The organism is Streptomyces glaucescens (genome assembly GCF_002154375.1).
Lineage (GTDB): Bacteria > Actinomycetota > Actinomycetes > Streptomycetales > Streptomycetaceae > Streptomyces > Streptomyces glaucescens.
Map to the genome: position 1 here is coordinate 1 of NZ_MUND01000121.1, position 23,273 is coordinate 23,273.

At 74.1% G+C, this 23,273-nt stretch carries 14 protein-coding genes; 10 read left to right on the forward strand and 4 right to left on the reverse strand.

Going from position 1 to position 23,273, the window contains the following annotated elements:
* The 4 genes from CCN42_RS08760 to CCN42_RS08775 form a co-directional block, all read left to right on the forward strand.
* Positions 1-4,782: non-ribosomal peptide synthetase (locus CCN42_RS08760; protein WP_143661875.1), on the forward strand; the 4,782-nt coding region annotated here is incomplete at its 5' end.
* Positions 4,782-11,954, forward strand: coding sequence for an amino acid adenylation domain-containing protein (locus CCN42_RS08765; protein WP_086734327.1), 7,173 nt, complete (start codon positions 4,782-4,784; stop codon positions 11,952-11,954). The genes CCN42_RS08760 and CCN42_RS08765, both read left to right, overlap by 1 nt.
* Before the next feature lie 55 nt (positions 11,955-12,009).
* Positions 12,010-12,234 (forward strand): MbtH family protein, encoded by a 225-nt coding sequence (locus CCN42_RS08770; RefSeq protein WP_086171697.1) that lies wholly within the window; start codon positions 12,010-12,012, stop codon positions 12,232-12,234.
* Positions 12,235-12,365: 131 nt separating this feature from the next.
* The gene (locus tag CCN42_RS08775) at positions 12,366-13,178 is read left to right on the forward strand and encodes an alpha/beta fold hydrolase (protein ID WP_086171698.1); all 813 of its coding nucleotides are present in this window, start codon (positions 12,366-12,368) and stop codon (positions 13,176-13,178) included.
* Positions 13,179-13,286: 108 nt separating this feature from the next.
* Here the strand turns inward: CCN42_RS08775 and CCN42_RS08780 are convergent, their stop codons facing one another.
* On the reverse strand, positions 13,287-15,704 hold the full coding sequence (locus CCN42_RS08780; protein ID WP_245877202.1) for an MMPL family transporter: 2,418 nt from the start codon (positions 15,702-15,704) through the stop codon (positions 13,287-13,289).
* Between the two features lie 260 nt (positions 15,705-15,964).
* On the opposite strand from CCN42_RS08780, the gene CCN42_RS08785 reads away from it, so the two are divergent.
* Entirely contained in the window at positions 15,965-16,993 is a 1,029-nt protein-coding gene (locus CCN42_RS08785) for an ornithine cyclodeaminase family protein (RefSeq protein WP_086734329.1), read from the forward strand.
* A gap of 75 nt (positions 16,994-17,068) precedes the next feature.
* Here the strand turns inward: CCN42_RS08785 and CCN42_RS08790 are convergent, their stop codons facing one another.
* From CCN42_RS08790 to CCN42_RS08800, 3 genes are read right to left on the reverse strand one after another with little or no spacing between them, the layout of a single operon-like run.
* On the reverse strand, positions 17,069-17,713 hold the full coding sequence (locus CCN42_RS08790; RefSeq protein WP_169731426.1) for a response regulator transcription factor: 645 nt from the start codon (positions 17,711-17,713) through the stop codon (positions 17,069-17,071).
* The gene (locus CCN42_RS08795; RefSeq protein ID WP_086734330.1) at positions 17,704-19,023 is read right to left on the reverse strand and encodes a sensor histidine kinase; all 1,320 of its coding nucleotides are present in this window, start codon (positions 19,021-19,023) and stop codon (positions 17,704-17,706) included. The genes CCN42_RS08790 and CCN42_RS08795 overlap by 10 nt, the downstream gene beginning before the upstream one ends.
* Positions 19,023-19,682 carry a DedA family protein gene (locus CCN42_RS08800; RefSeq protein WP_086171701.1) on the reverse strand — a complete coding sequence of 220 codons (660 nt, stop codon included), beginning with the start codon at positions 19,680-19,682 and terminating at the stop codon, positions 19,023-19,025. Before CCN42_RS08800 ends, CCN42_RS08795 begins: the two co-directional genes overlap by 1 nt.
* A gap of 355 nt (positions 19,683-20,037) precedes the next feature.
* Here CCN42_RS08800 and CCN42_RS41180 point away from each other — a divergent pair, with 355 nt between their 5' ends.
* From CCN42_RS41180 to CCN42_RS08820, 5 genes are all read left to right on the forward strand, one after another.
* Positions 20,038-20,151 carry a lasso RiPP family leader peptide-containing protein gene (locus CCN42_RS41180; protein ID WP_158102071.1) on the forward strand — a complete coding sequence of 38 codons (114 nt, stop codon included), beginning with the start codon at positions 20,038-20,040 and terminating at the stop codon, positions 20,149-20,151.
* A 77-nt stretch (positions 20,152-20,228) separates the two neighbouring features.
* Complete coding sequence (locus CCN42_RS08805) at positions 20,229-22,142, forward strand: asparagine synthase-related protein (RefSeq protein WP_086734332.1); 1,914 nt, start codon at positions 20,229-20,231, stop codon at positions 22,140-22,142.
* On the forward strand, positions 22,123-22,380 hold the full coding sequence (locus CCN42_RS08810) for a lasso peptide biosynthesis PqqD family chaperone (protein WP_245877203.1): 258 nt from the start codon (positions 22,123-22,125) through the stop codon (positions 22,378-22,380). The genes CCN42_RS08805 and CCN42_RS08810 overlap by 20 nt, the downstream gene beginning before the upstream one ends.
* Positions 22,377-22,799 carry a lasso peptide biosynthesis B2 protein gene (locus CCN42_RS08815; RefSeq protein WP_086171704.1) on the forward strand — a complete coding sequence of 141 codons (423 nt, stop codon included), beginning with the start codon at positions 22,377-22,379 and terminating at the stop codon, positions 22,797-22,799. Before CCN42_RS08810 ends, CCN42_RS08815 begins: the two co-directional genes overlap by 4 nt.
* A partial coding sequence (locus CCN42_RS08820) for a TauD/TfdA dioxygenase family protein (protein WP_143661876.1) occupies positions 22,796-23,273 on the forward strand: 478 nt, incomplete at its 3' end. The genes CCN42_RS08815 and CCN42_RS08820, both read left to right, overlap by 4 nt.

Genomic DNA, 23,273 nt, shown 5'->3' on the forward strand with positions numbered 1-23,273 from the left:
GAACTCACCACCGCACTCGACGCGTCGGCCGGTGCGCGCGGCCGGGTCGTGCGGGCCGACCGGCCCGCCCGGGTACCGCTGTCCAACGCGCAGCAGCGGCTGTGGTTCCTCCAGCACCTGGAGGGGCCCAGCGACGCCTACAACATGCCGGTGTCGCTGAGCCTGACGGGCCCGGTCGACGGGGAGGCGCTGCGGCTCGCCCTGGCGGATGTCGTGGCCCGGCACGAGAGCCTGCGGACGGTGTTCGCGGAGGACGCCGGCGGTGCCGCGTACCAGGTCGTGCTGGAGCCGGAGCAGGTGCGGGTGCCGCTGGTCGTCGAACGCGTCGCCGACGACGCGACCGCCGACCGGATGATGCGGCGCGCGGCCGGTTACGTCTTCGACCTGGGCCGTGAGATCCCCCTGCGGGTGTCACTGTTCCGGCTGCCCGCGGAGGCGGGCGGCGACGGGCGGGACCGCAGTGCGCTGCTGCTGCTCACCCACCACATCGCGGGTGACGCCTGGTCGCGCGGCATCCTGGTGCGCGATCTGACGGCCGCCTACACGGCGCGTGCCGTGGGCGGCGAGGCGCCGGTGTGGGAGCCGCTGCCGGTGCAGTACGCGGACTACAGCCTGTGGCAGCGGGAGCTGCTGGGCTCGGAGGACGACCCGGACAGTGAGCTGTCCCGGCAGCTGGCGTACTGGAAGCGGACGCTGGCCGGTCTGCCGGAGGAGCTGGCGCTGCCGTTCGACCGGCCGCGCCCGGCCATCGCCACGTACGCGGGTGACCGGATCGCCTTCTCCTTCCCCGACCACCTGCACGAGCGGCTGACCGAGGTCGCCCGCGAGCACCGGGCCAGCGTGTTCATGGTGCTCCAGGCGGCGCTCGCGGCCCTGCTCACCCGGCTCGGCGCGGGCACCGACATCCCGCTGGGCACGCCGATCGCGGGCCGTACGGATGACGCGCTCGACGACCTGGTCGGCTTCTTCGTCAACACCCTCGTCCTGCGCACGGACACCTCCGGCGATCCGACGTTCGCGGAGCTGATCGAGCGGGTGCGGACCGCGGACCTGGAGGCGTACGCGCACCAGGACCTGCCGTTCGAGCGGCTGGTGGAGGCGGTCAACCCGGAGCGTTCCCTCGCCCGGCACCCCCTCTTCCAGACGATGCTCAGCTTCGACAACGGTGCCCGGGACGCCGCCGCCGGGCCGGGCGCGGGGAGCGGGTCGCCGGGCGGTCCCGGCGGGCTGACGGTCGCCGGGCGTCCGCTGGGTGCCCCGTCGGCGAAGTTCGACCTGTCCTTCGAGATCGTCGAGCACGGTGCGGGGGCGGCCGTGAGCTGCGCGCTGGACTTCAGCACCGACCTGTTCGACCGGTCCACCGCGCAGAGCGTCGCCGACCGTTTCGTGCGGGTCCTGTGCGCGCTCGCCGACGACCCGCGGGGCCGGATCGGCGAGGCGGAGATCCTCGACGCCGACGAGCGGCGGCTGCTCGCCGAGTGGAACGACACGGCGGTCGGCCACCGGGACCGTACGCCGGTGCACGTGCTGTTCGCGGAGCGGGCGGCGGCCCGGCCGGACGCGATCGCGCTGACCGGCGCCGGGAGCACCCTCACGTACCGGGAGCTGGACGAGCGGGCCAACCGGCTCGCCCACCACCTCGCCGGGCGGGGCGTGGGCGCCGAGACGCGGGTGGCGGTCCTCCAGGAGCGTTCGGCGGAGCTGGTCGTGTCGACGCTGGCCGTGCTGAAGGCGGGCGGTGTGTATGTGCCGATCGACCCGCACCAGCCCGCGGCGCGCTCGGAGTTCATCCTGCGCGACACGGGTGCGGCGGCGCTGCTCACCGACCGGGCGCCGGACGCCGTCGGCTTCGCCGTGGAGGTTCCGGTGCTGCGGGTCGGGCCCGGGGGCGGTCTCGACCTGTCCGCGGAGCCCGTCACCGACCCCGGTGTGGTCACGGACGCGGAGCAGCTGGCGTACGTCATGTACACCTCGGGCTCGACGGGCCGGCCGAAGGGCGTCGGGAACACCCACCACAACGTGGTCCATCTCGCGGCGGACCGGTACTGGCGGCGCGGCAACCACGAGCGCGTCCTGATGCACTCGCCGTACGCGTTCGACGCGTCCACCTTCGAGATGTGGACCCCGCTGCTGACCGGCGGCGCGGTCGTCGTCGCACCGCCCGGGCGGCTCGACGCCTCCGACCTGGCGACGGCGATCGCGGAGGGCGGGGTGACCGGTCTCTTCGTCAGCGCCGGACTGTTCCGGGTGCTGGCCGAGGAGCGGCCCGAGTGCTTCCGCGGGGTGCGGGAGATCTGGGCCGGCGGTGACGTGGTGTCCCCGGCCGCGGTGCGGCGCGTGCTGGAGGCCTGCCCCGGCACGATCGTCGCCAACGAGTACGGGCCGACCGAGACCACGGTGTTCTCCACGGTCAACCAGCTGCGCTCGCCGCGGGAGGTGCCGGAGGCGGTCGTACCGATCGGCGGGCCGCTGTGGAACACCCGGGTGCATGTGCTCGACACGCGGCTGCGGCCGGTGCCGCCGGGCGTCGCGGGCGAGCTGTACATCGGCGGCGCCGGTGTCGCCCGCGGCTACCTGGACCGGGCCGGGCTGTCCGCGCAGCGGTTCGTGGCCGACCCGTTCGCGGGCGGCGGCGAGCGGATGTACCGCACCGGTGACGTGGTGCGCCGGCTCGCCGACGGGCGCCTGGAGTTCCTCGGCCGCGTCGACGACCAGGTCAAGCTGCGCGGTTTCCGGATCGAGCCCGGCGAGGTCGAGGCGGTGCTGACGGCCCGCGAGGAGGTCGCCCAGGCGGCGGTGATCGTGCGCGAGGACCGGCCCGGCGACAAGCGCCTGGTGGCGTACGTCGTGCCGGCCGCCGCGGCCCCGGCCGACCCGGACGCGCTGCGCGCCCATGTCACGGCGGTACTGCCCGAGTACATGGTGCCGTCGGCGGTGGTCGTCCTCGACGCGCTGCCGCTCACCCTGAACGGCAAGCTCGACCGCCGGGCGCTGCCCGCCCCCGACTACGGCGCGGACCGGGACGGCACGGGCCGCCGCGGGCCGCGCACCGAGCGGGAGAAGACGCTGTGCGCGCTCTTCGCCGACGTGCTCGGCCTGGACGAGGCGGGCATCGACGACAGCTTCTTCGACCTCGGCGGCGACAGCATCATGTCGATCCAGCTGGTCAGCCGGGCCCGCCGGGCCGGCCTGGAGCTGACGGTGCGGGACGTGTTCGAGCACCGGACGGTGGCGGCTCTGGCCGACGTCGTCACGGAGACCGGCGGCGCGCCCGCCGAGGAGGCGGGCGCCGGGGTCGGCGAGGTGCCGCTGACACCGATCATGCACTGGTTCCTGGAGCGCGGCGGACCCACCGGCCAGTACAACCAGTCCCGGCTCGTCCAGGTGCCGGCGGCGCTGCGCCACGAGCACCTGCGGGCCGCGCTCGCCGCGCTGACCGACCACCACGACGCCCTGCGGGCCCGGCTCGCCCCGGCGCCCGAACGGCGCCTGGAGATCCGGGAGGCCGGGTCCGTGGACGTCGCCGGGCTGCTGCGCCGGGTGGACGCGGCCGGGCTCGGCGAGGAGGCCCAGCGGGACCTGGTGGCCCGCGAGACCCGGGCCGCCCGTGAGCGGCTGGACCTGGCGGCCGGCAGCGTCGTCCAGGCCGTCTGGTTCGACCGGGGCCGGGAGCTGCCCGGACTGCTGCTGCTGCTCGTCCACCACCTGGTCGTCGACGGGGTGTCCTGGCGGATCCTCGTGCCCGACCTGGCGGAGGCGTACCGGGCGGTGAGCGGCGGGCGCACCCCCGAGCTGCAGCCCGTGGGAACCTCGCTGCGGCGCTGGTCGCAGCGGCTGACCGAGGAGGCCGCGCGGCCCGCGCGGGCGGCGGAGGCCGGCTGGTGGCAGCGGGTGCTGCGGCCCGGCGACCCGCGGATCGGGCGGCGTGCCCTCGATCCCGCGCGGGACACCTACGCGACGGCGGAGCACCTGACGGTGACGCTGCCGGTGGAGGTGACCGAGCAGGTGCTGACCCGGGTGCCCGCGGCGTTCCGGGCGGAGGTCAACGATGTGCTGCTGGCCGCGTTCGCGCTGGCCTGGGCCCGCTGGCGGGGCAGCGCGTCGGGTACGGCCCTGATCGACCTGGAGGGGCACGGACGCGAGGAGGAGACCGTCGGCGGGGCGGACCTGTCCCGCACCGTCGGCTGGTTCACCAGCCTGTACCCGGTGCGGCTCGACCCGGTGACCACCGACCTGGCCGACGCGTTCGCGGGCGGCGCCGCCGCCGGCGCGGCGTTGAAGGAGGTCAAGGAGCAGCTGCGGGCGGTGCCGGACAAGGGCATGGGATACGGCCTGGTGCGCCACCTCAACCCGGACACGGCCCCCGGTTTCGCGGGGCTGCCGCAGCCGCAGGTGGCCTTCAACTACCTGGGCCGCTTCACCACCGCGGGCGCCCAGGACGCGGGCAGTGCCACCGTCCCCGACTGGACGGTGCTGTCGACCGCGGCCGGTGTCGGCGGCACCGACCCGAGGGTGCCGCTCGCGCACCCGCTGGAGCTGAACGCCCGTACCAACGACGGGCCCGCCGGGCCCGAGCTGGCCGCCACCTGGACCTGGGCGAGGGACATCCTCGACCGGGACGGGGTGCGGGAGCTGGCCGACCTGTGGTTCCAGGCGCTGCGCGCGCTGACCGAGCACGCCGAGCGCCCGGACGCGGGCGGACTGACCGTGTCGGACGTGTCCCTGAGCCTGCTGAGCCAGGACGAGATCGAGTTGCTGGAAGACGAGTGGAGGACCGAGTGATGGCGTCGCGTTCCGGACTTCAGGACATCCTGCCCCTGGCCCCCCTCCAGGAGGGCCTGCTGTTCCACAGTGTGTACGACGAGGCGGCGCCGGACGTGTATCTCGTCCAGCAGGCCATCGACCTCGAAGGCGACCTGGACCCGCGGGCGCTGCGGGCCGCCTGCCACGCCCTGCTGCGGCGGCACGGCAATCTGCGCGCGGGCTTCCGCTACGCCGGGCTGCAACGCCCCGTGCAGATCGTCCCGCACGACGTGCGGCTGCCGTGGGAGGAGCTGGACCTCACCGGGCTGCCCGAGGAGGAGTGGACGGCCGCCGCGGACCGGGCCGTGGAGGAGGACCGCACCCGCCGGTTCGACCTGGGCAGACCACCGTTGATGCGGTTCACCCTGATACGCCTGGGCGAACAGCGGCACCGGTTCGTGCTGACGAACCATCACATCCTCCTGGACGGCTGGTCACGGCCGATGCTGGTGCGCGAACTCCTCGCCCTGTACGCCTCGGGCGGCGACGACAGCGCCCTGCCGCGGGTGCGTCCCTTCCGCGACTACCTCCAGTGGCTCGCGAGGCAGGACCGGGAGTCGGCGCTCGCCGCCTGGCGGGACACCCTGTCCGGGTTCGACGGTCCCACCCTCGTCGCCCCGCAGGCGGGACAGCGCTCCCCGGTCGTGCCCGGCCGGCTGGAGACCGAGGTCGACCGCGCCACCTACGAGGCGCTCAGCGGCCTCGCCCGCGAGCGGGCCCTCACCCTCAACTCGCTGGTCCAGGGCGCCTGGGCCGTCGTCCTCAGCGGGCTGACCGGCCGCGACGACGTGGTCTTCGGCACCACCGTCTCCGGCCGGCCGCCGGAGATCCCCGGCATCGAGACCATGGTGGGCCTGTTCATCAACACCCTGCCGGTCCGGGTCCGGCTGCGCCCCGACGAGTCCCTGGTGGACACCGTCCGGCGGGTCCAGGACGAGCAGACCCGGCTCCAGCCGTACCAGCACATCGGTCTCGCCGACGTGCAGCGCCTCGCCGGAGCCGGCGAACTCTTCGACACCACGATGGTGTTCGAGAACTACCCGCTGGACATCGGCGCCGAGAACGACCGGCCCGGCGGCATCCGCGGGGTCGCCGTCACCGGCAGCCGCAGCCGCGACGCCACCCACTACCCGCTCGCCCTGGTCGCCGTCGGCCGCGGCGGACTGCGGCTGCGCCTGGACCACCAGCCCGACCTGGTGCCCGAGGAGACCGCCCGCGGCGTCCTCGACCGGCTGGTGCGGGTGCTGCGCTCGGTCGCCGCCGACCCCGGCCGCCCGCTGGCCCGGCTCGAGCTGCTGGGCGACACCGAGCGCCGGACCGTCCTCGCCCTCGGCCGGGGCGCCGGGACGGCCGTACCGGACACCAGCCTGCCCGAGGCGTTCCGCGCGCAGGCCCGGCGCACCCCGCACGCCGTCGCCGTGCAGTGCGGACCCGTCTCCTACGACTACGCCACCCTCGACGCCCGCTCCGACGCGCTGGCCTCGCGCCTGGCCGGCCGGGGCGTGACGGCCGAGACACCGGTGGCGCTGCTCATGGACCGCTCGGCCGAGCTGGTCGTCGCGGTGCTCGCCGTGCTGAAGGCGGGCGGCGCCTATGTGCCGCTGCGGCAGGGCGACCCGGCCGACCGGCTGCGCCAGGTCGCCGCCCTCGCCGAGGTCCGCCTCACCCTGGCCGGCCCGGAGCACACGGGGCGGGCCGCGGAACTCGGCGTGCCGCACCTGACCGTCGACGCCGGCCCGCTGCCGCCGGAGCCCGGCCCGGCCGCGCCGCCCCGGGACATCACGGCGGACCGGCTCGCCTACCTGATGCACACCTCCGGCTCCACCGGCACCCCCAAGGGCGTCGCCGTCACCCACCGGGACGTGCTGGAACTCGCCCACGACCGGTCCTTCGCGGGCGACGCCCACCGGCGGGTCCTGGTGCACTCCCCGCACGCCTTCGACGCCTCCACCTACGAGCTGTGGGTGCCGCTGCTGTCCGGCGGCACCGCCGTGGTCGCCCCGCCCGGCGACCTCGACACCGAGGTCCTCGGCAAGCTCGTCGCCGAGCACGGGGTGACCGGGATGTGGCTGACCTCCGGCCTCTTCCAGCTCGTCGCCGACGAGGCACCCGAGGCCCTGGACGGGGTGCGGGAGGTGTGGACCGGCGGTGACGTGGTGCCCGCCGCGTCCGTGCGCCGCGTCATGGCCGCCTGCCCCGGCACCACCGTCGTCGACGGGTACGGGCCCACCGAGACGACCACGTTCGCGGTACGGCACCGGCTGCCCGCCGGCGGCCCCGTCCCGGCCGCCGTGCCCATCGGCACCCCCCTGGACAACACCCGGCTGCTGGTCCTCGACGCCGGACTGCGCCCCGTGCCCGCGGGCATGGCGGGCGAGCTGTACATCGCCGGGGCGGGCCTGGCCCGCGGCTACTGGCGGCGGCCCGGACTGACCGCGGAACGTTTCGTCGCCGACCCGTCCGGCCCGCCCGGGGCGCGCATGTACCGCACCGGCGACCTGGTGCGCTGGGCGCCCGACGGCACCCTCGAATACCTTGGGCGCGCCGACGAGCAGGTCAAGCTGCGCGGCTTCCGGATCGAACTCGGCGAGATCGAGGCCGTCCTCGGCCGCCACCCGCTCGTCGCGCAGGCCGTGGTCACCGTGCAGGAACCCCGCCCCGGTGACAAGCGGCTGGTCGCCTGCCTGGTCGCGGAGCGCGGCGGCGATCCGTCCCCGGCCGAGCTGCGCGCCCATGTGGCCGCCGAACTGCCCGACTACATGGTGCCCGGCGCGTTCCTCACCCTCGACGCGCTGCCGCTGACCGCCAACGGCAAGGTCGACCGGCGCGCCCTGCCCACCGTCGAGCCGGCGACCGCCGCCGCAGGAGCGCGGCGCGCGCCCCGCAGCCCGCAGGAGGACATCCTGTGCGGCCTGTTCGCCGAACTCCTCGGAGTCCCGCAGGTAGGCATCGACGACGACTTCTTCGACCTGGGCGGGCACTCCCTGCTCGCGACCCGGCTGGCCGGCCGGGTCCGCTCGGTGCTCGGCGCGGAGATCGCCGTACGGCAGGTGTTCCAGAACCCCACCCCGGCGGCGCTGGCGCGTGCCCTCGGCACCGCCGGGGCCGCCCGCCCGGCGCTGGAGCGGGCCCGCCCGCGGCCCGCCCGGGTGCCGGCCTCGTTCGCCCAGCGGCGGCTGTGGTTCCTGCACCGCTTCGAGGGGCCGAGCGCCACCTACAACATCCCCTTCGCGCTGCGGCTGACCGGCGTCGTGGACCGGGACGCCCTGCGGGCCGCGCTCGCCGATGTCGCCGAGCGGCACGAGTCGCTGCGCACCGTCTTCGCCGAGGACGCCGAGGGCCCCTACCAGGTGCTGCGGCACGGCGACGCCGCCCGGCCCGAGCTGACGCACGTGCCCGGGGTGCCGGCCGACGGGCTCACCACGCGGCTCGCCGAGGCCGCCGCGCACCCCTTCGCACTGGACCGCGAACTGCCCTTGCGCACCTGGCTGTTCGGTACCGGTGCCGACGAGCACGTGCTGCTGCTGCTCGTGCACCACATCGCCGGTGACGGCTGGTCCGTGCCGCTGCTCGCCCGTGACCTCGTCACCGCGTACGCCGCGCGGCACGAGGGAACCGCCCCCGCCTGGTCCGAACTGCCCGTCCAGTACGCCGACTACAGCCTGTGGCAGCGCGAGACGCTCGGCACCGAGGACGACCCCGACAGCCCCCTCGCCCGCCAGCTCGCCCACTGGAAGCGGGCGTTGGCCGGGCTGCCCGACGAACTGCCGCTGCCCGCCGACCGGCCCCGCCCGGCGGTCGCCACGCACCGCGGCGACCGGGTGCTCTACGAGGTCCCCGAAGCGCTCTACGAGCGGGTCCGCACCCTCGCCCGGGCCACCCAGGCCAGCCCGTTCATGGTGCTCCAGGCCGCGGTGGCCGCCCTGCTCACCCGGCTCGGCGCGGGCACCGACATCCCGCTCGGCTCGCCGATCGCCGGCCGCACCGACGACGCGCTGGACGACCTGGTCGGCTTCTTCGTCAACACCCTCGTGCTGCGCACCGACACCTCCGGCGACCCCACGTTCAAGGACCTCATCGCCCGCGTCCGCGAGACCGACCTGGCCGCCTACGCCCACCAGGACCTGCCCTTCGAACGGCTGGTGGAGGCCCTCAACCCGAAGCGGGCCCAGTCCCGCCACCCGCTGTTCCAGACCATGATCACCTTCAACAACACCGACCAGCGGACCGGCACCGCCGACGGTCTCCGGCTGCCCGGTCTCACCGCCGCGCCGCTGCCGTCCGGGACCGGCTCGGCCAAGTTCGACCTGCTGTTCTCCTTCGCCGAGCGGCACACCGCCGACGGCCGGCCCGCCGGGCTCGGCGCCGGACTGGAGTTCGGCACCGACCTGTTCGACCCCGGCACCGCGCGCGGCCTCGTCGACCGGCTGCTGCGGCTCCTCGACGCGGCGACCGCCGACCCGCAGCGCCGGCTCGGCGACCTGCCCCTGCTCACCGGCGCCGAACGGGACCGGGTGCTGGCCGTCGGCACCGGGCCCGAGCGGCCCCGCGACCGGGAGCGGAGTCTCGCCGCCCGGTTCGCCGAGGCCGCCGCCCGCACCCCGCAGGCCACCGCCGTGGAGACCCCCGACGGCCGGGTGAGCTACCGGGAACTGGACGCGCGGGCGGACCGGCTCGCCGGGCTGCTCGCCGACCGCGGGGCCGGCCCGGAGGACCTGGTGGCCGTGGCCATGCACCGCTCCGCCGACCTGGTCACCGCGCTCCTCGCCACCCTCAAGGCCGGGGCGGGCTACCTGCCCGTCGACCCCGCCTACCCGGCCGGCCGGATCGCCGCCATGCTCGACGACGCCCGGCCGAAGCTCGTCCTGACCACCGGTGACGTCGCCGGCCTGCTGCCGCCGAGCACCGGGCCCCGCACCGTGCGCGTCGACGACCCGGCCGTCCGGGACGCCCTCGCCCGCCCCGACGGCGGCGCCCCCGCTCCCGCGCACCACCCGGACCATCCCGCGTACGTCATCTACACCTCGGGATCGACCGGCCGCCCCAAGGGCGTGGTCATGCCCTCCGGCGCCCTGCTCAACCTGCTCGACTGGCACGAGCGGGAACTGCCGGGCGGCCCCGGCCGCCGGGTCGCCCAGTTCACCGCGGTCAGCTTCGACGTGTCCGTGCAGGAGATGCTCTCCGCGCTGCTGACCGGCCGGACCCTCGTCGTCTGCCCCGAGGACGTCCGGCGCGACCCGGCCCGGCTCGCCCGGTGGCTGGGGGAGCAGCGGATCCACGAGCTGTACGCGCCCAACCTCGTCATCGACGCGGTGTGCGAGGCGGCCGGCGCACAGGGCCTCGCCCTGCCCGAACTGACCGACCTGGTGCAGGCCGGCGAGGCCCTCACCCCGCACGGCGCCATCCGGGCCTTCTGCGCGGCCCGCCCCCGCCGCCTGCACAACCACTACGGGCCCGCCGAGACCCACGTCGTCACCGCCGCGCGGCTCCCCGAGGACCCCGCCGACTGGGCGCCCGCCGCGCCGCCCATCGGCAGGCCGGTCGACAACACCGCCGTACGGCTGCTGGACGCCTGGCTCAACCCGGTCCCGCCCGGCGTCCCGGGCGAGCTGTACATCACCGGAGCCGCCCTGGCCCGCGGCTACGCGCACCGGCCCGACCGCACCGCCGAGCGGTTCGTCGCCGACCCCTGGGGGACGGCGGGGACCCGGATGTACCGCACCGGCGACCTCGCCCGCTGGACCCGCGACGGACAGCTCGTCTACCTGGGCCGTGCCGACGCGCAGGTCAAGATCCGCGGGTTCCGCATCGAACCCGGCGAGATCGAGGCCGCGCTCACCTCCGCGCCCGGTGTCGCCCAGGCCGCCGTCGTGGTCCGCGAGGACCGGCCCGGCGACCGGCGCCTGGCCGGGTACGTGGTTCCCGCGGACGGCGCCCGGCCGCACCCGGCCGACCTGCGCGAGCACCTGGCGCGCCGGCTGCCCGACCACATGGTGCCCGCCGCGTTCGTGGTGCTGGACGCGCTGCCGCTGACCCCCAACGGCAAGCTCGACCGCGCCGCGCTCCCCGCCCCCGACCAGAGCAACGACACCCGCTCGCGGCCCGCGAACACCCCCGAGGAACACGCGCTGTGCGACCTGTTCGCCGAGATCCTCGGGGTGGAACAGGTGGGCGCCGAGGACGACTTCTTCGAACTCGGCGGCCACTCCTTCCTGGCCGCCCGGCTCGTCGGCCGGGTCCGGGAGGAACTCGCCGCCGACCTGCCGGTGCGCGCGGTCTTCGACGCCCCCACGCCGGCCGGTCTGGCCCGGGCGCTCGCGGACGGCGAGGCGGGCGCGGAACGGGACCGGCGCGCCGGCCGTGACCTGCTGCCGCTGCGCGCCCGCGGCACCGCCGCGCCCGTCTTCTTCCTGCACCCCGGCGGCGGCTTCTCCTGGTGCTACGCGGGCCTGGTCCGCCACCTCGGCCCCGACGTCCCGGTCTACGGCGTCCAGGCCAGCGGGCTCGACGGCTCGGGGGCCCTGCCGGCCTCCATGGCGGAGATGACCGGGGACTACCTCGCCCGGATCCGCGCGGTGCAGCCCGAGGGGCCGTACCGGCTGGCGGGCTGGTCGTTCGGCGGTCTCGTCGCGCACGCGCTGGCGACCCGGTTCCAGGCGGAGGGGGAACGGGTGGGGCTGCTCGCCGTGCTCGACGCCTACCCGGCGGGGGAGAACGCCGTCACCGAGGACCCCGTGGAGCACGAGGTCGTCGCGCACAACCTCCAGGCGATGGGCTTCACCTTCGACATGGACGAGCTCATAGCAGACCAGAAGGCGGTGCTGCTGCGGTTCCGCGAGTTCCTGCAGACCGGGAACCAGAACCTCCGGCACCTGGAGGCCCAGGACATCCTGGCGCTGAAGGACGTGTATGTGAACAATGTCCGGCTCATGCGGCGTTTCGAGCCGGAGATCTTCGACGGCGACCTCGTTTTCGTGTCCGCCGAGAAGAAGTCGGAAGCCGATAGGTCAACCCGTCTGAATGTCAACTTGTGGCAACCCTTTGTCAGCGGATCGATAGAGGTGTGCCCTATAGAATCGACACACGGAAATCTGCTGACGGACGCCCGTCATATGGCCCGCATCGGGCGCTTCCTTGCCGAACGGCTGTGACCCCGTCGGAGCGACGGACCGGAAGAAACGCAATTCTTCGAAAAGGAGCGATCGCATGAGCACCAACCCGTTCGAGGACCCCGAGGGCAGCTACCTGGTCCTCGTCAACGACGAAGGCCAGCACTCCCTGTGGCCGGCGTTCGCCGAGGTGCCTGACGGCTGGCACACCGCGCTCGACGCGACCACCCGCGAGGCCGCGCTCGAGTACGTCAACACCCACTGGACCGACATGCGCCCGGCCTCCCTGGTCCGGGCGATGGAAGGCGCCGACGCCGCCTGACCCCACCCGTGTGGCCCGCCCCGAGCGCCCCTGCGCGCCCGGCGCGGGCCACACGTCTGTCCGCGCACGTCTGTCCGCGCACCTCTGTCCGTACTCGCCTGTCCGCACACCAAGCCAAGGGGGAACCCAAGATGCCGGTCGTTCCGGTCAACGGAATACGCCTGAATTACCAGGACACCGGAGACGGTGAGCCGGTGGTGATGATCCAGGGAACCGGCGGCGGCCACACCGTGTGGCAGCTGCACCAGGTGCCCGCGCTCACCGCCGCGGGATTCCGGGTGATCACATTCGACAACCGGGGAATTCCGCCCACGTCCGAATGCCCCGAGGGATTCACCCTCCAGGACCTGGTCGGCGACGTGGCAGGGCTGATCGAACGCCTCGGCCTGGGCCCCGTCCGCGTCGTCGGCACCTCCATGGGCGCCTTCGTCGCCCAGGAACTCGCCCTAGCCCGGCCCGACCTGGTGCGCCAGGCCGTCCTCATGGCCACCCGCGGCCGCACCGACACCCTGCGGGCCGCCCTCACCCGCGCCGAGACCGAGCTGCACGACTCGGGCACGGTCCTGCCGCCGCGCTACGCGGCGGTGCTGCGCGCCCTGAAGTCGCTGTCCCCGAGGACCCTCGACGACGACGCGGCCCTGGCCGACTGGCTCGACCTGTTCGAGCTGGCCCCGCCCGCGGGGCCCGGACAGCGGGCGCAGATGGAGGTGAGCCGCCTGGACGACCGGCTCGCCGCCTACCGCGGCATCCGCGTCCCCTGCCAGGTGATCGCCTTCGCCGACGACCTGATCACCCCGCCGCACCTGGGCCGGGAGGTCGCGGACGCGATCCCGGGCGCCGCCTTCGAGCTGATCGAGGGCTGCGGCCACTACGGCTACCTGGAGGACCCCGCCGCGGTGAACAAGGCCCTGGTGCAGTTCCTGACGGGGCCGACGGCCGGCTGAGCGGGAACGCCGAAACGGGAAAAAGAAAAAAAGAAAGAGGAGGGAGGGTGCCCGCCGGGGGATGTACGGGCGCCCTCCCTCCTCGTCGGAGGGACCTGCTTCCTGTCGCTACTGCTGCCAGGAGTCAGGTCGGTGGTCGCGGTGCTGCGGCTGGTACGCGGTCCCGAAGGGGGCGTAACCCTGCTGCCCGGAGTGGTGCTGCTGTCCGGAGTGGTGCTGCTGTCCGGAGTGCTGCTGACCCGCGTAGGGCTGCTGCTGGCCCGCGTACGGCTGCTGGCCCGCGTACGGCTGCTGGCCCGAGTAGTGCTGCTGTCCCGCGTAGTGCGGCTGGGCGGCCGGGACCGGGCGCAGCTGGCGGGTGTCGTCGTCGGAGCCCGCGGCGTGCTGGCCGCGCCGGCCCGCCGAGCGGTCGCCCGGCCACCAGTTCCACTTGCCCAGCGCGGTCATCAGGGCCGGCAGGACGAAGACGCGGATCACCACGGCGTCCAGCAGGATCGCCGCCGCCAGGCCCACGCCGAGCTGCTTGAACTCGACCATGCTCAGCGTGCCGAAGATCGCGAACACCCCGACCATCACGATCGCCGCGCTGGTGACCACCCCGGCGGAGCGGGTGATGCCCTCGCGGACGGCGTCCTTGACGGTCGCGCCCTTCAGGGCGGCCTCGCGGATCCGGCTGACGACGAACACGTGGTAGTCCATCGAGAGGCCGAACAGCACCACGAAGAGGAACAGCGGCAGCCAGGAGACGACCGCCCCGGAGCTGTGGAAGTCCAGCAGTCCCTCGGCCCACGTGTGCTGGAAGACCGCGACGAGGACACCGAACGAGGCGGCGGCCGACAGCAGGTTCAGCAGGATCGCGGAGAGAGCCACGGCGAGTGACCGGAAGATGCCGACCATGGTGACGAAGGTCAGCAGCAGGATGAAGCCCACCACCCACGGCATCCGGTCCTCCAGATGGCCGGTGAAGTCGACACCCTGGGCGACCTTGCCGCCGACCGCGCTCTCGGCCCCCGGCACGCTCTCCATCGCCTGCGGCACCCAGGCCCGCAGCAGTTCCAGGGAGTCACGGGCGCCGTCGCTCTTGGGCGAGTGCGGGGTGCCCACCTGCACCGTGTGCACCTGCTTGTCCGCCGACTCGCGGATGGCGGGCGTCTGGTCATGGGCGAACAGCTCGTTGCCCGCGGTGCGCTCCAGCAGTCCGCCGAGGGCGGCCTCGACCTCGTCGGCCCGGTCGGCCGGGGCGCGTACCGCCACCTGGTGCACGGTGCCCTTGCTGGGGAAGGCCTCGGTGAGCCGGTCCATCGCCTGGACCACGGGGATGTCCCGGGACAGGTCGTCGGATCCGGGCTGCTTCAGCTTCATGTCGAGAGCCGGCAGGGCGAGCAGCAGCAGGGCGCCGACGGACACCACGAGCGTGAGGACCGGTCGTACCAGGGCCGGCCGCAGCAGCACCGGCCACAGCTTCGAGTCGCCCGAGCGCATGGTCAGCCGCCACAGGAAGGGGACCCGCGGCCGGTCGACCCAGCGGCCCAGCTTGGCGAGGAGCGCGGGCAGCACGGTCAGGGAGGCGAGGACGGCGACGGCGACCACGATGATCGACCCGGTGGCCAGGGAGGCGAAGGTGGCCTCGTCGGCGAGGTAGAGGCCGGCCATCGACACGATCACGGTGGTGCCGGACACCACGACGGTGTGGCCGGAGGTCTTCGCGGCGATCTCGATGGCGTCGATGTGGGCGACGCCCTTCTGGCGTTCCTCCCGCTCCCGCTTCAGGTAGAAGAGCGAGTAGTCCACGCCGACGGCCATGCCCATGAGCAGGATGATGTTGCTGACGGCGCTGGTCTCGGGCAGGACGTGCGAGGCCAGGGTCGACAGCCCGATCGCGGCGGCGACGCAGGAGAGGGCGAGCACCACGGGCACCCCGGCGGCGATGACGGCGCCGAAGACGACCAGCAGGATCAGCAGGGTCAGCGGAAGGCTGATCAGCTCGGCCTTCTTGAAGTCCTCGCCCAGGGTCTCGGACAGCCCCTTGGCGGTGGAGCCCGTGCCCACCTCGTCGATCCTGAGCCCGTCGTGGGCCTTCTCGGTCGCCGCGCTGACGTCGAGGAGCGGCTGGACCCGCTGGTCGGCGTTCTCCGTGTCGCCCTTCATGGTCACCGTGACCAGGAGCGCCTTGCCGTTAGGGGACGGCACGGCCGGGGCGACGCTCTCCACCTCCGGCAGCGCCTTCATCCGCTGCGAGAGGTCCTGCGCCGCGTCCCGGGCCACGCCGACGTCGAACGTGCGGCCGGTCTCGGCCGTGATCAGCACGTTCTCCTCGGGCTTCTCGGGGAAGTCGCCCGCGGCGGTGATCCGGCCCGCGCGGCCGGAGTCGCCGACCCCGGACTCCTCGTCACTGATCTTGTTGGTGCCGGCGGCTCCGCCCAGGAAGAGACACAGGGCGACGAAGACCACCCACAGCCCGATGGCGGACCACGGATGCGTGGCACTCCATCGCGCGATCCGTACCGTTGCCGGTTTCTTTCGCACCTTCTGCTTCCTTCCGTTGCTGCGGGCACTGCCCCGTGCCGCGTGGCGACAGGGAAAACGCTAGGGACTCGGCCGGGCCGGGAACACGAGGAAAACCCTCCGGGGACCCTGCGGTTTCCCGTAATGCCATCGGGGGAAATCTTGACCGGGGGAAAATCGCCTGGCTATCTTCATTTTCGGCTCTACGTGTTCGGCCTGCGCGGATCGGAATACAAGTCGGCAGGAAATTGCCATTCTGCGGCATTGTCAAAGGGGCTTTAATGGAAACTGTGATCCTCACGCGGCAGCATATTGCCAAGATCGTCGAGGAAAAGGGCCTGGATCATTTCATGGACCGGATGATCGCCCGCCTGGGCGAGGCGTTCCGGGCGGACGGGTACGGCGGGATCACCCCGGCCCGGGAAGGGTTCCTGCGCGGTCCGGCGGACACGGCGATCCTCGAGTGGATGCCGCATCACCGGCCCGGCGACTCCATCACCATCAAGACCGTCGGCTACACCCCGTCGAACCCGGCGGACTTCCGGCTGCCGACCATCATCGGCAGCATGACCCGCTACGACGACGTGACGGGCCGTCTGCTGGCGGTGTGCGACGGGATCCTGCCCACGGCCGTCCGCACCGGCGCCGCCGCGGCGGTCGCCAGCCGGCTGCTGGCCCGCCCGGACAGCCGGGTGCTCGGCCTGGTCGGCGCCGGGGCGCAGGCGGTCACCCAGGCGCACGCCCTCAGCCGGGTCTTCCCGCTGGAGCGGATCCTCGTCCACGACATCGACCCCGCCCACGAGCAGACCTTCGCCGAGCGCGTGGAGTTCCTCGGCCTGGACGTCGAGGTGGTCCCGGTCGTCGAGCTGGAGGCGGCGGCCGACATCATCTGCACGGTCACCTCGGTGGCGGTCGGCGCCGGCCCGGTCCTGCCGGGCGAACGGCTGCTTCCGCACGCGCACGTCAACGCCATCGGCGCGGACCTGATCGGCAAGTTCGAGGTGCCGCTGCACGTGCTGAAGTCCGCGTTCGTCACCACCGACCACCGCGGGCAGGCGCTGCGCGAGGGCGAGTCGCAGCAGCTGGTGGAGAGCGACCTCGGGCCCGACCTGATGGCCCTGTGCGCCGACCCGGCCCTCGCGGCGGCGCACCGGGACGGCCTGACCGTCTTCGACTCCACCGGGTTCGCGCTGGAGGACCACATCGCCTTCGACGTCCTGCTGGAGCTGGCGACCGACGCCGGCATCGGCGACTACGTCCGGATAGAGCACCTGCCCGAGGACGCGCTGAACCCGTACGCGTTCGCGTAGCACCCGGCGAAGAGGCCGCCCCCCGCCGTACACCGGCGGGGGGCGGCCTTCGGCGCTGCCTCGGGGCGGGCGCCCCTACGACTCCAGATAGCGCAGGACCGCCAGGATCCGCCGGTTGTACCCGGTGGTGTGCGGCAGGTCCAGCTTGTCGAAGACGGCGTTGAGGTTCTTCTCCACCGAACTCAGCGAGAGGTGCAGCTTCTCCGCGATGGCCGTGTTGGTGTACCCCTGGCCCAGCGCCTCCAGCACGCTGCGCTCGCGCGGGGTGAGCCGGGCCAGCGGATCGCCGTGCGTGGTGCGGATGAGCAACTGCCGTACGACCTCCGGGTCGATGGCGGCGCCGCCCGCGTGGATCCGCTCCAGGGCGTCCAGGAACTCCTCCACCTGGGCCACCCGGTCCTTGAGCAGGTAGCCGACCCGTTCGGCGTTGGACGCCAGCAACTGGGCCGCGTAGTTGCGCTCGATGTGCTGCGACAGCACCAGCACGCTGACCTCCGGGAAGCGCTCGCGGATCTCCACGGCGGCCCGCAGGCCCTCGTCGGTGTGGGTCGGCGGCATCCGGATGTCGGCGACGACGATGTCCGGCCGGTGCTCCTCGACCTCCTTGAGCAGCGTCACCGCGTCGCCCAGCGCCGCCACCACCTCGTGGCCTTCGTCGGCGAGCAGCCGGACCAGGCCCTCTCGCAGCAGGGTCGAGTCCTCGGCGAGGATCACGCGCATGGCAGCTCCGCGGAGATGGTGGTGGGTCCCCCGAGGGGGCTGTCGATGTGCAGCACGCCGTCGAGCGCGGCGACCCGGCCGCGCAGCCCGGCCAGCCCGCTGCCGGCCGGGTTCGCGCCGCCCTTGCCGTTGTCCTCGACCCGTACGGCGAGCCGCGCCCCGGTGAGCGCCACCCGCACCTCGATGGCGGTGGCCGAGGAGTGCTTGGCGGCGTTGGTGACGGCCTCGGAGACCACGAAGTAGGCGGCCGTCTCCACGGGTTGGGGCAGCGGCGCGCCGACCTCGAAAGCGATGCGCAGCGGGATGCTGCACCGTTCGGCCACGCCGCCCAGCGCTTCCCGCAGACCGAGGCTGTCCAGCGCCGACGGGTAGACCCGCCAGGCCACTTCGCGCAGCTCGGTGAGCACGCCCTGGGACTCCTCGTGCGCCTGGAGCAGCAGCGCGTCGGCCCGCTCGGGGTCGCGGCTGCGGCGGGCCCGGCCGAGCAGCATGGCCAGCGCGACCAGGCGCTGCTGGACACCGTCGTGCAGGTCGCGTTCGATGCGCCGGCGCTCCACGTCCACCGCCTGCACCACCGCGGCCCGGCTGGCGGCGAGTTCGTCGATCCGCTGCTGGAGCAGCTCCCGCTCGGAGGGGCCGAAGCACTCGCGGGCGGTACGGGTGTCCAGGGCGGCCAGCGAGTACAGGCCCTGGACGTCGAGGAAGAGCAGGACGCTGCCCAGCAGGACCTGGGTCAGCAGTTCGTCCCAGCCGAGGCTGCCCCGCGCCGCCCCGGTGACGAGCAGCCCGGCGAGGACGGCGCCGAAACCGAGCAGCCCTATCACGACGGCGCACAGCAGGCCCGTGTAGCAGCGGACGGCGAGGTAGCGCAGGATCTTCTGGTCGGAGGCCTTGTAGTGCTCGGGGAAGCGGTCGCCGAAGAACACCGAGCGGCGGATCCGTTCGAGCGCGGTCAGGCGGCGCGCTCCGGTCATCAGGATGCGCAGGGCGTCGGGGCGGGTGCGCGGCCACAGCAGGAAGGGGCCGAGGGCGGCACCGACGAGGAGGAAGTAGAGGGAGCCGAGCAGGGCGGTCGCGCAGCCGAGCAGGACGCCCAGGCCGCGGCGGCGCCGCGGGGGCGGCGGTGCGGCGCTCGGGTCGTCCTCGGGGGCCGCGGCGCCGAGGGCTCCTGCGAGGCCGTGGGACGCGGCGCCAGTTAAGTCCTCGTGCACAGCGCCCGAGCCTAGTGCGGCCGAACAGCCCCGGGCAAGATCGTCCGGGGCTGCGGGGGCGAGCGTCGCCGGGGCGGCGGGGGAGGGGCGGGTGCTCATCAGGCGCGGCGGTGCTGGGCCTTGCTGCGGCCCTTCAGGCGGACCACCAGGTAGGCGGCGAGGGCGACGACGACCAGGACCAGGACGGCCTTGCTGAGGTAACCGACGTAGACCTCCACCGCGTCCCACTGGTCGCCCAGCCAGTAACCGGCCAGCACCAGGATGCTGTTCCAGATCAGGCTGCCGAGCGTGGTGAGCATGATGAACACGGGCATCGGCATCCGCTCGACGCCGGCGGGCACCGAGATCAGGCTGCGGAAGATCGGCACCATCCTGCCGAGGAAGACCGCTTTCGTGCCGTGCTTGGCGAACCACTCCTCGGTGCGCTCCAGGTCCGAGGCCTTCACCAGCGGCAGCTTCGCCCACAGCGCGTGCATCCGCTCCCGGCCGAAGGCGACGCCGATCCAGTAGAGGGCGACCGCGCCGACCACGGAACCGAGCGTCGTCCAGAACAGTGCCGAGGCGAGGCTCAGCACGCCCTGCCCGGCGGCGAATCCGGTCAGCGGCAGGATGACCTCGCTGGGCAGCGGCGGGAAGAGGTTCTCCAGGGCGATGGCCAGGCCGGCCCCGGGGCCGCCCAGCGTGTCGACGAGGTCGGCGGCCCACCCCGCGATGCCGTCCGCGGGCTCCTGGGGCAGCGCCAGAGTCATGTGATGCATGGTGGGTCTCCAAGGTGGCGGGTCGGTGGCGGGGCGGCTGCCCCCGCTGCCCTCCAACCTAGGAAGCGCAGTTGGGCGGCGGTATGAGGGTTGCCGTCCGGCCTGATGCTGTTCTCCGCAACGCCTACCCTGCGGAAAACCGCAGGGTGCCCGGTGGGGGCTGGCCCGTTCCTGCCAACCCCGCCGCATTTCCTGGCCCGCCGGTCGCACCCCGGTCTACGTTGAATCCCGTTCGGCCCACAGGACGGACACACGGCCGACCGGCGGCCGTCCTTTCCCACCCGGAAACACGGCTTCCCTCCGGCACCGGACTCCCCAACAACACGCGACAGGAGGTCTTTTCATGGAGAAGGACATGGAGACGGTACAGGTCTACGAGGCCCCGGAACTCTCCGAGCTCGGCGACTACGACGAACTGACCCGCGGCGTCGGTTTTCCGCTGGCCGATTTCTTCATCCACTTCGACTGAGCCGAATTCGGCACTCGCCGGCGGAATGCGGGTCGCCCGCATTCCGCCCGGCCGCCCACCGGAACCGCGGAGGAACCATGACTGAGAACCCCGGCAGCACTGGGCCCTGGTTCGTCGCTCTGCCCGACCGCCCGTCCGCGGCCCCGGTGGCACGGCGACTGCGCGACCACATCGGCTTCACCCTGACCCATGCCTCCGGACGGCCCTGGGTCGTCGGACGGGCCCCGGACGGCACCACGGGCGCCGCCTGTGCCGTCCACGCCCGGCACGGCACCACCGCCCTGCTGGTGACCGGCACCCACACCCTGACCAGCGGCCGCCTGGCCGACTGGGCGCGGCGGATCCGCCACCCCGCCGACCTCGACGCGCTCGCCGCCTCCCTCACCGGCAGCGCCCACCTGGTGGCCAGCGTCGACGGCGCGATCCGCGTCCAGGGCACCGTCTCGGGTGTGCGCCGTGTCTTCACCGCCACCGTCGACGGCCACACCCTCGCGGCCGACCGCGCCGACCTGCTCGCCGCGCTGGCCGGCGCTCCGCTCGACCCGGTCCGGCTCACCGCACGGCTGCTCGCCATGACCCCGTCCTCGCTCACCGAGCCGGTCTGGCGCGGCGTCGACCTCGTACCGGCCGACAGCTGCCTGCTGATCGCGCCGGACGGCGGCGCCCGGACCCGGACCTGGTGGCAGCCGCCGCCGCAGGAGCTCGACCGGGCCCAGGGCGGCCCCGCACTCGCCCGCGCCCTCACCGAGGCGGTCGCCGCCCGCGTGGCGCCGCACGCCGTCGTCGGCTCCGACCTGTCCGGCGGCCTGGACTCCACCCCCCTCAGCTTCCTCGCCGCCGAGGCCACCGGCCGCGCAGCGGGCAGTCTCGTCACCGTCCGCATCGGGGTCGCCGACCCCGCCCACGACGACCACGTCTGGGCCGCCCGGGCCCAGGAACTCCTCGACGGCGACCACATCACGCACACCGTCTTCACCCCCGGCGAACTGCCGGACATGTTCCAGGACGTGGCCCGCCCGGTCACCGGCCTGGACGAGCCCACCCGCTGGATCCGCCCGGTGGCCCGGCTGCGCGAGACCGCCCGCCGGCTGGCCGAGGCCGGCGCCCGCGTCCACCTCACCGGACACGGCGGGGACGAGGTCCTGGCGGTCAAACCCAGCTATCTGCACGACCTGTCGCGCCGCCGCCCCCGCCTGGCCCGCGAGCACCTCGCCGGGCAGCGCGCCCTGCGCCGCTGGCCCCTGGCCGCCGTCCTGCGCGCACTGGCCGACCGACGCCCCTACGGCACCTGGCTGGCGGCCGAGACCGGCGCGCTGACCAGCCCGTTCCCTCCGGCGAACGAGCCGCTGTTCGGCTGGGAGTACCCGCTGCGGCTGCCGCCGTGGGTCACCGCCGACGCCGCCTCCGGCCTCGCCGACGAGATGCGCCGGCGCGCCGCGCACGCCGAGCCGTACGCCCCCACCCGGTCCGCCCACACCACCCTCGACCTGGCCCGCCAGCTCGGCGCCGCCGTACGGCTCGCCGAGACCGTCACCGCCGCGTCCGGTGCCGTCCTGCAGGCCCCCTACCTGGACGACCGGGTGCTGGAGGCATGCCTGGCGGTCCTCCCGGAGGAGCGCAGCTCCCCCTGGACGTACAAACCGCTCATGGTCGAGGCGATGCGCGGCACGATGCCCGAGGGCTCCCTCAAACGGGCCACCAAGGGCGAGTTCTCCGACGACTTCTTCCGCGGCCGGCAGCGCCACCGGGGCCAGCTCGCCGAACTCTTCGACCAGCCGCTGCTGGCCGGCCTGGGCCTGATCGACGCTGCCACCCTGCGCCGCATGGCGCTGGACGCCTACCCGCCCGGCCTGCCCTGGGGCGCCCTCGACTCCGCGATGGCCGTGGAGAACTGGCTGCGCGCCCGCGACCGGTGGGACCTCGCCCCGGCCACCCCCGAACCGACGATGACGACCCAGAAGGAGCCCGACCGTGTCTCTCAGCCTGGCTGACGGTGTGTCGATCGCCGAGACGGACGACGGCGCGGTCCTGCTCGACGAGCGCTCCGGCCGCTACTGGCGCCTCAACGGCTCGGGCGCCCGCGTCCTGCAGGGCCTGCTCACCGGACAGGGCGCCCGGGACGCCGCGCTGAGCGCCGCGACCGGCGCCGCGGTGGCGCCCGACCGGGCCACCCGGGACGCCGCCCGGTTCCTCGACGAGCTGCGCACGGCCGGGCTGGTGACGCCGTGAGCTCGCCCGTCGCCATCACCGACCGGCCCCGCCTCGCCCCGCACCGGCGCCTGCTGCCCTGGCTGGCCGTCGTGGCGGCCCGGATCCTCATGCGCCGGCCACCCGCCCGGATCCGGGCCGCGCTGGAGGCCCTGCGCAAGGGAGCCCGCCCGGCCACCGCCGAGGAGGCCGGCCGCGCCCGCGAAGAGGTCGTCGCGGTGAGCGTGGCCTGCGCCGGCGAGGGCTGCGTCCAGCGGTCCCTGGCCACCGCCCTGCTCTGCCGGCTCCGCGGCCACTGGCCCACCTGGTGCTCGGGTGTCCGGGTGCAGCCGTTCCTCGCCCACGCCTGGGTGGAGGTCGACGGCGAGCCCGTCGACGAGCCGTACCCGCGCGGCTACCACACCGCCCTCATCCGGGTGCCCCCCGCGGAGCGGTCATGAGGCTCACCGAACTCACCGGCATCGGCCTCGGACTGCGCGTCGACGGCTTCGCACCCGCCCCCCACACCCCGCACGGCCCGCACCGGCCGGCCCGGACCTGGTCCCGGCAGACACTGCGCGCCCTGCTGTGGGAGTACGGCGTCCTGCACCTCACCGGCTTTCCCCGCGACCCGCAGGCCCTGACCGAGCTGGCCCGCTGGTTCGGCGAGCCCGAGACGGTCTTCCCCGCCGGGCACCGCGTCCCCGGGCAGCCCCACGTGCGGCTGCAGTCCAATGTGCGCGGGCTGGGCGCCAACGCGGGCGGGCAGTACTGGCACGCCGACGGGTCCTTCGACCCCAGCCGCTCCCTGGTCACCGTACTGACCTGCGACGAGGCGCCCGACGACGGCGGCGAGACGCTCTTCGCCGACCTGCGCGCCGGGTACGCCGCACTGCCCGCTCCGGTGCGGACGCGGGTCGCCGCGCTCGACGGCG

Coding starts and splice junctions, on each gene's coding strand:
- CCN42_RS08765 (WP_086734327.1), top strand. CDS start 4,782: ATGGCGTCGCGTTCCGGACTTCAGGACATCCTGCCCCTGGCCCCCCTC.
- CCN42_RS08770 (WP_086171697.1), top strand. CDS start 12,010: ATGAGCACCAACCCGTTCGAGGACCCCGAGGGCAGCTACCTGGTCCTC.
- CCN42_RS08775 (WP_086171698.1), top strand. CDS start 12,366: ATGCCGGTCGTTCCGGTCAACGGAATACGCCTGAATTACCAGGACACC.
- CCN42_RS08785 (WP_086734329.1), top strand. CDS start 15,965: ATGGAAACTGTGATCCTCACGCGGCAGCATATTGCCAAGATCGTCGAG.
- CCN42_RS08790 (WP_169731426.1), bottom strand. CDS start 17,713: ATGCGCGTGATCCTCGCCGAGGACTCGACCCTGCTGCGAGAGGGCCTG.
- CCN42_RS08795 (WP_086734330.1), bottom strand. CDS start 19,023: ATGAGCACCCGCCCCTCCCCCGCCGCCCCGGCGACGCTCGCCCCCGCA.
- CCN42_RS08800 (WP_086171701.1), bottom strand. CDS start 19,682: ATGCATCACATGACTCTGGCGCTGCCCCAGGAGCCCGCGGACGGCATC.
- CCN42_RS41180 (WP_158102071.1), top strand. CDS start 20,038: ATGGAGACGGTACAGGTCTACGAGGCCCCGGAACTCTCCGAGCTCGGC.
- CCN42_RS08805 (WP_086734332.1), top strand. CDS start 20,229: ATGACTGAGAACCCCGGCAGCACTGGGCCCTGGTTCGTCGCTCTGCCC.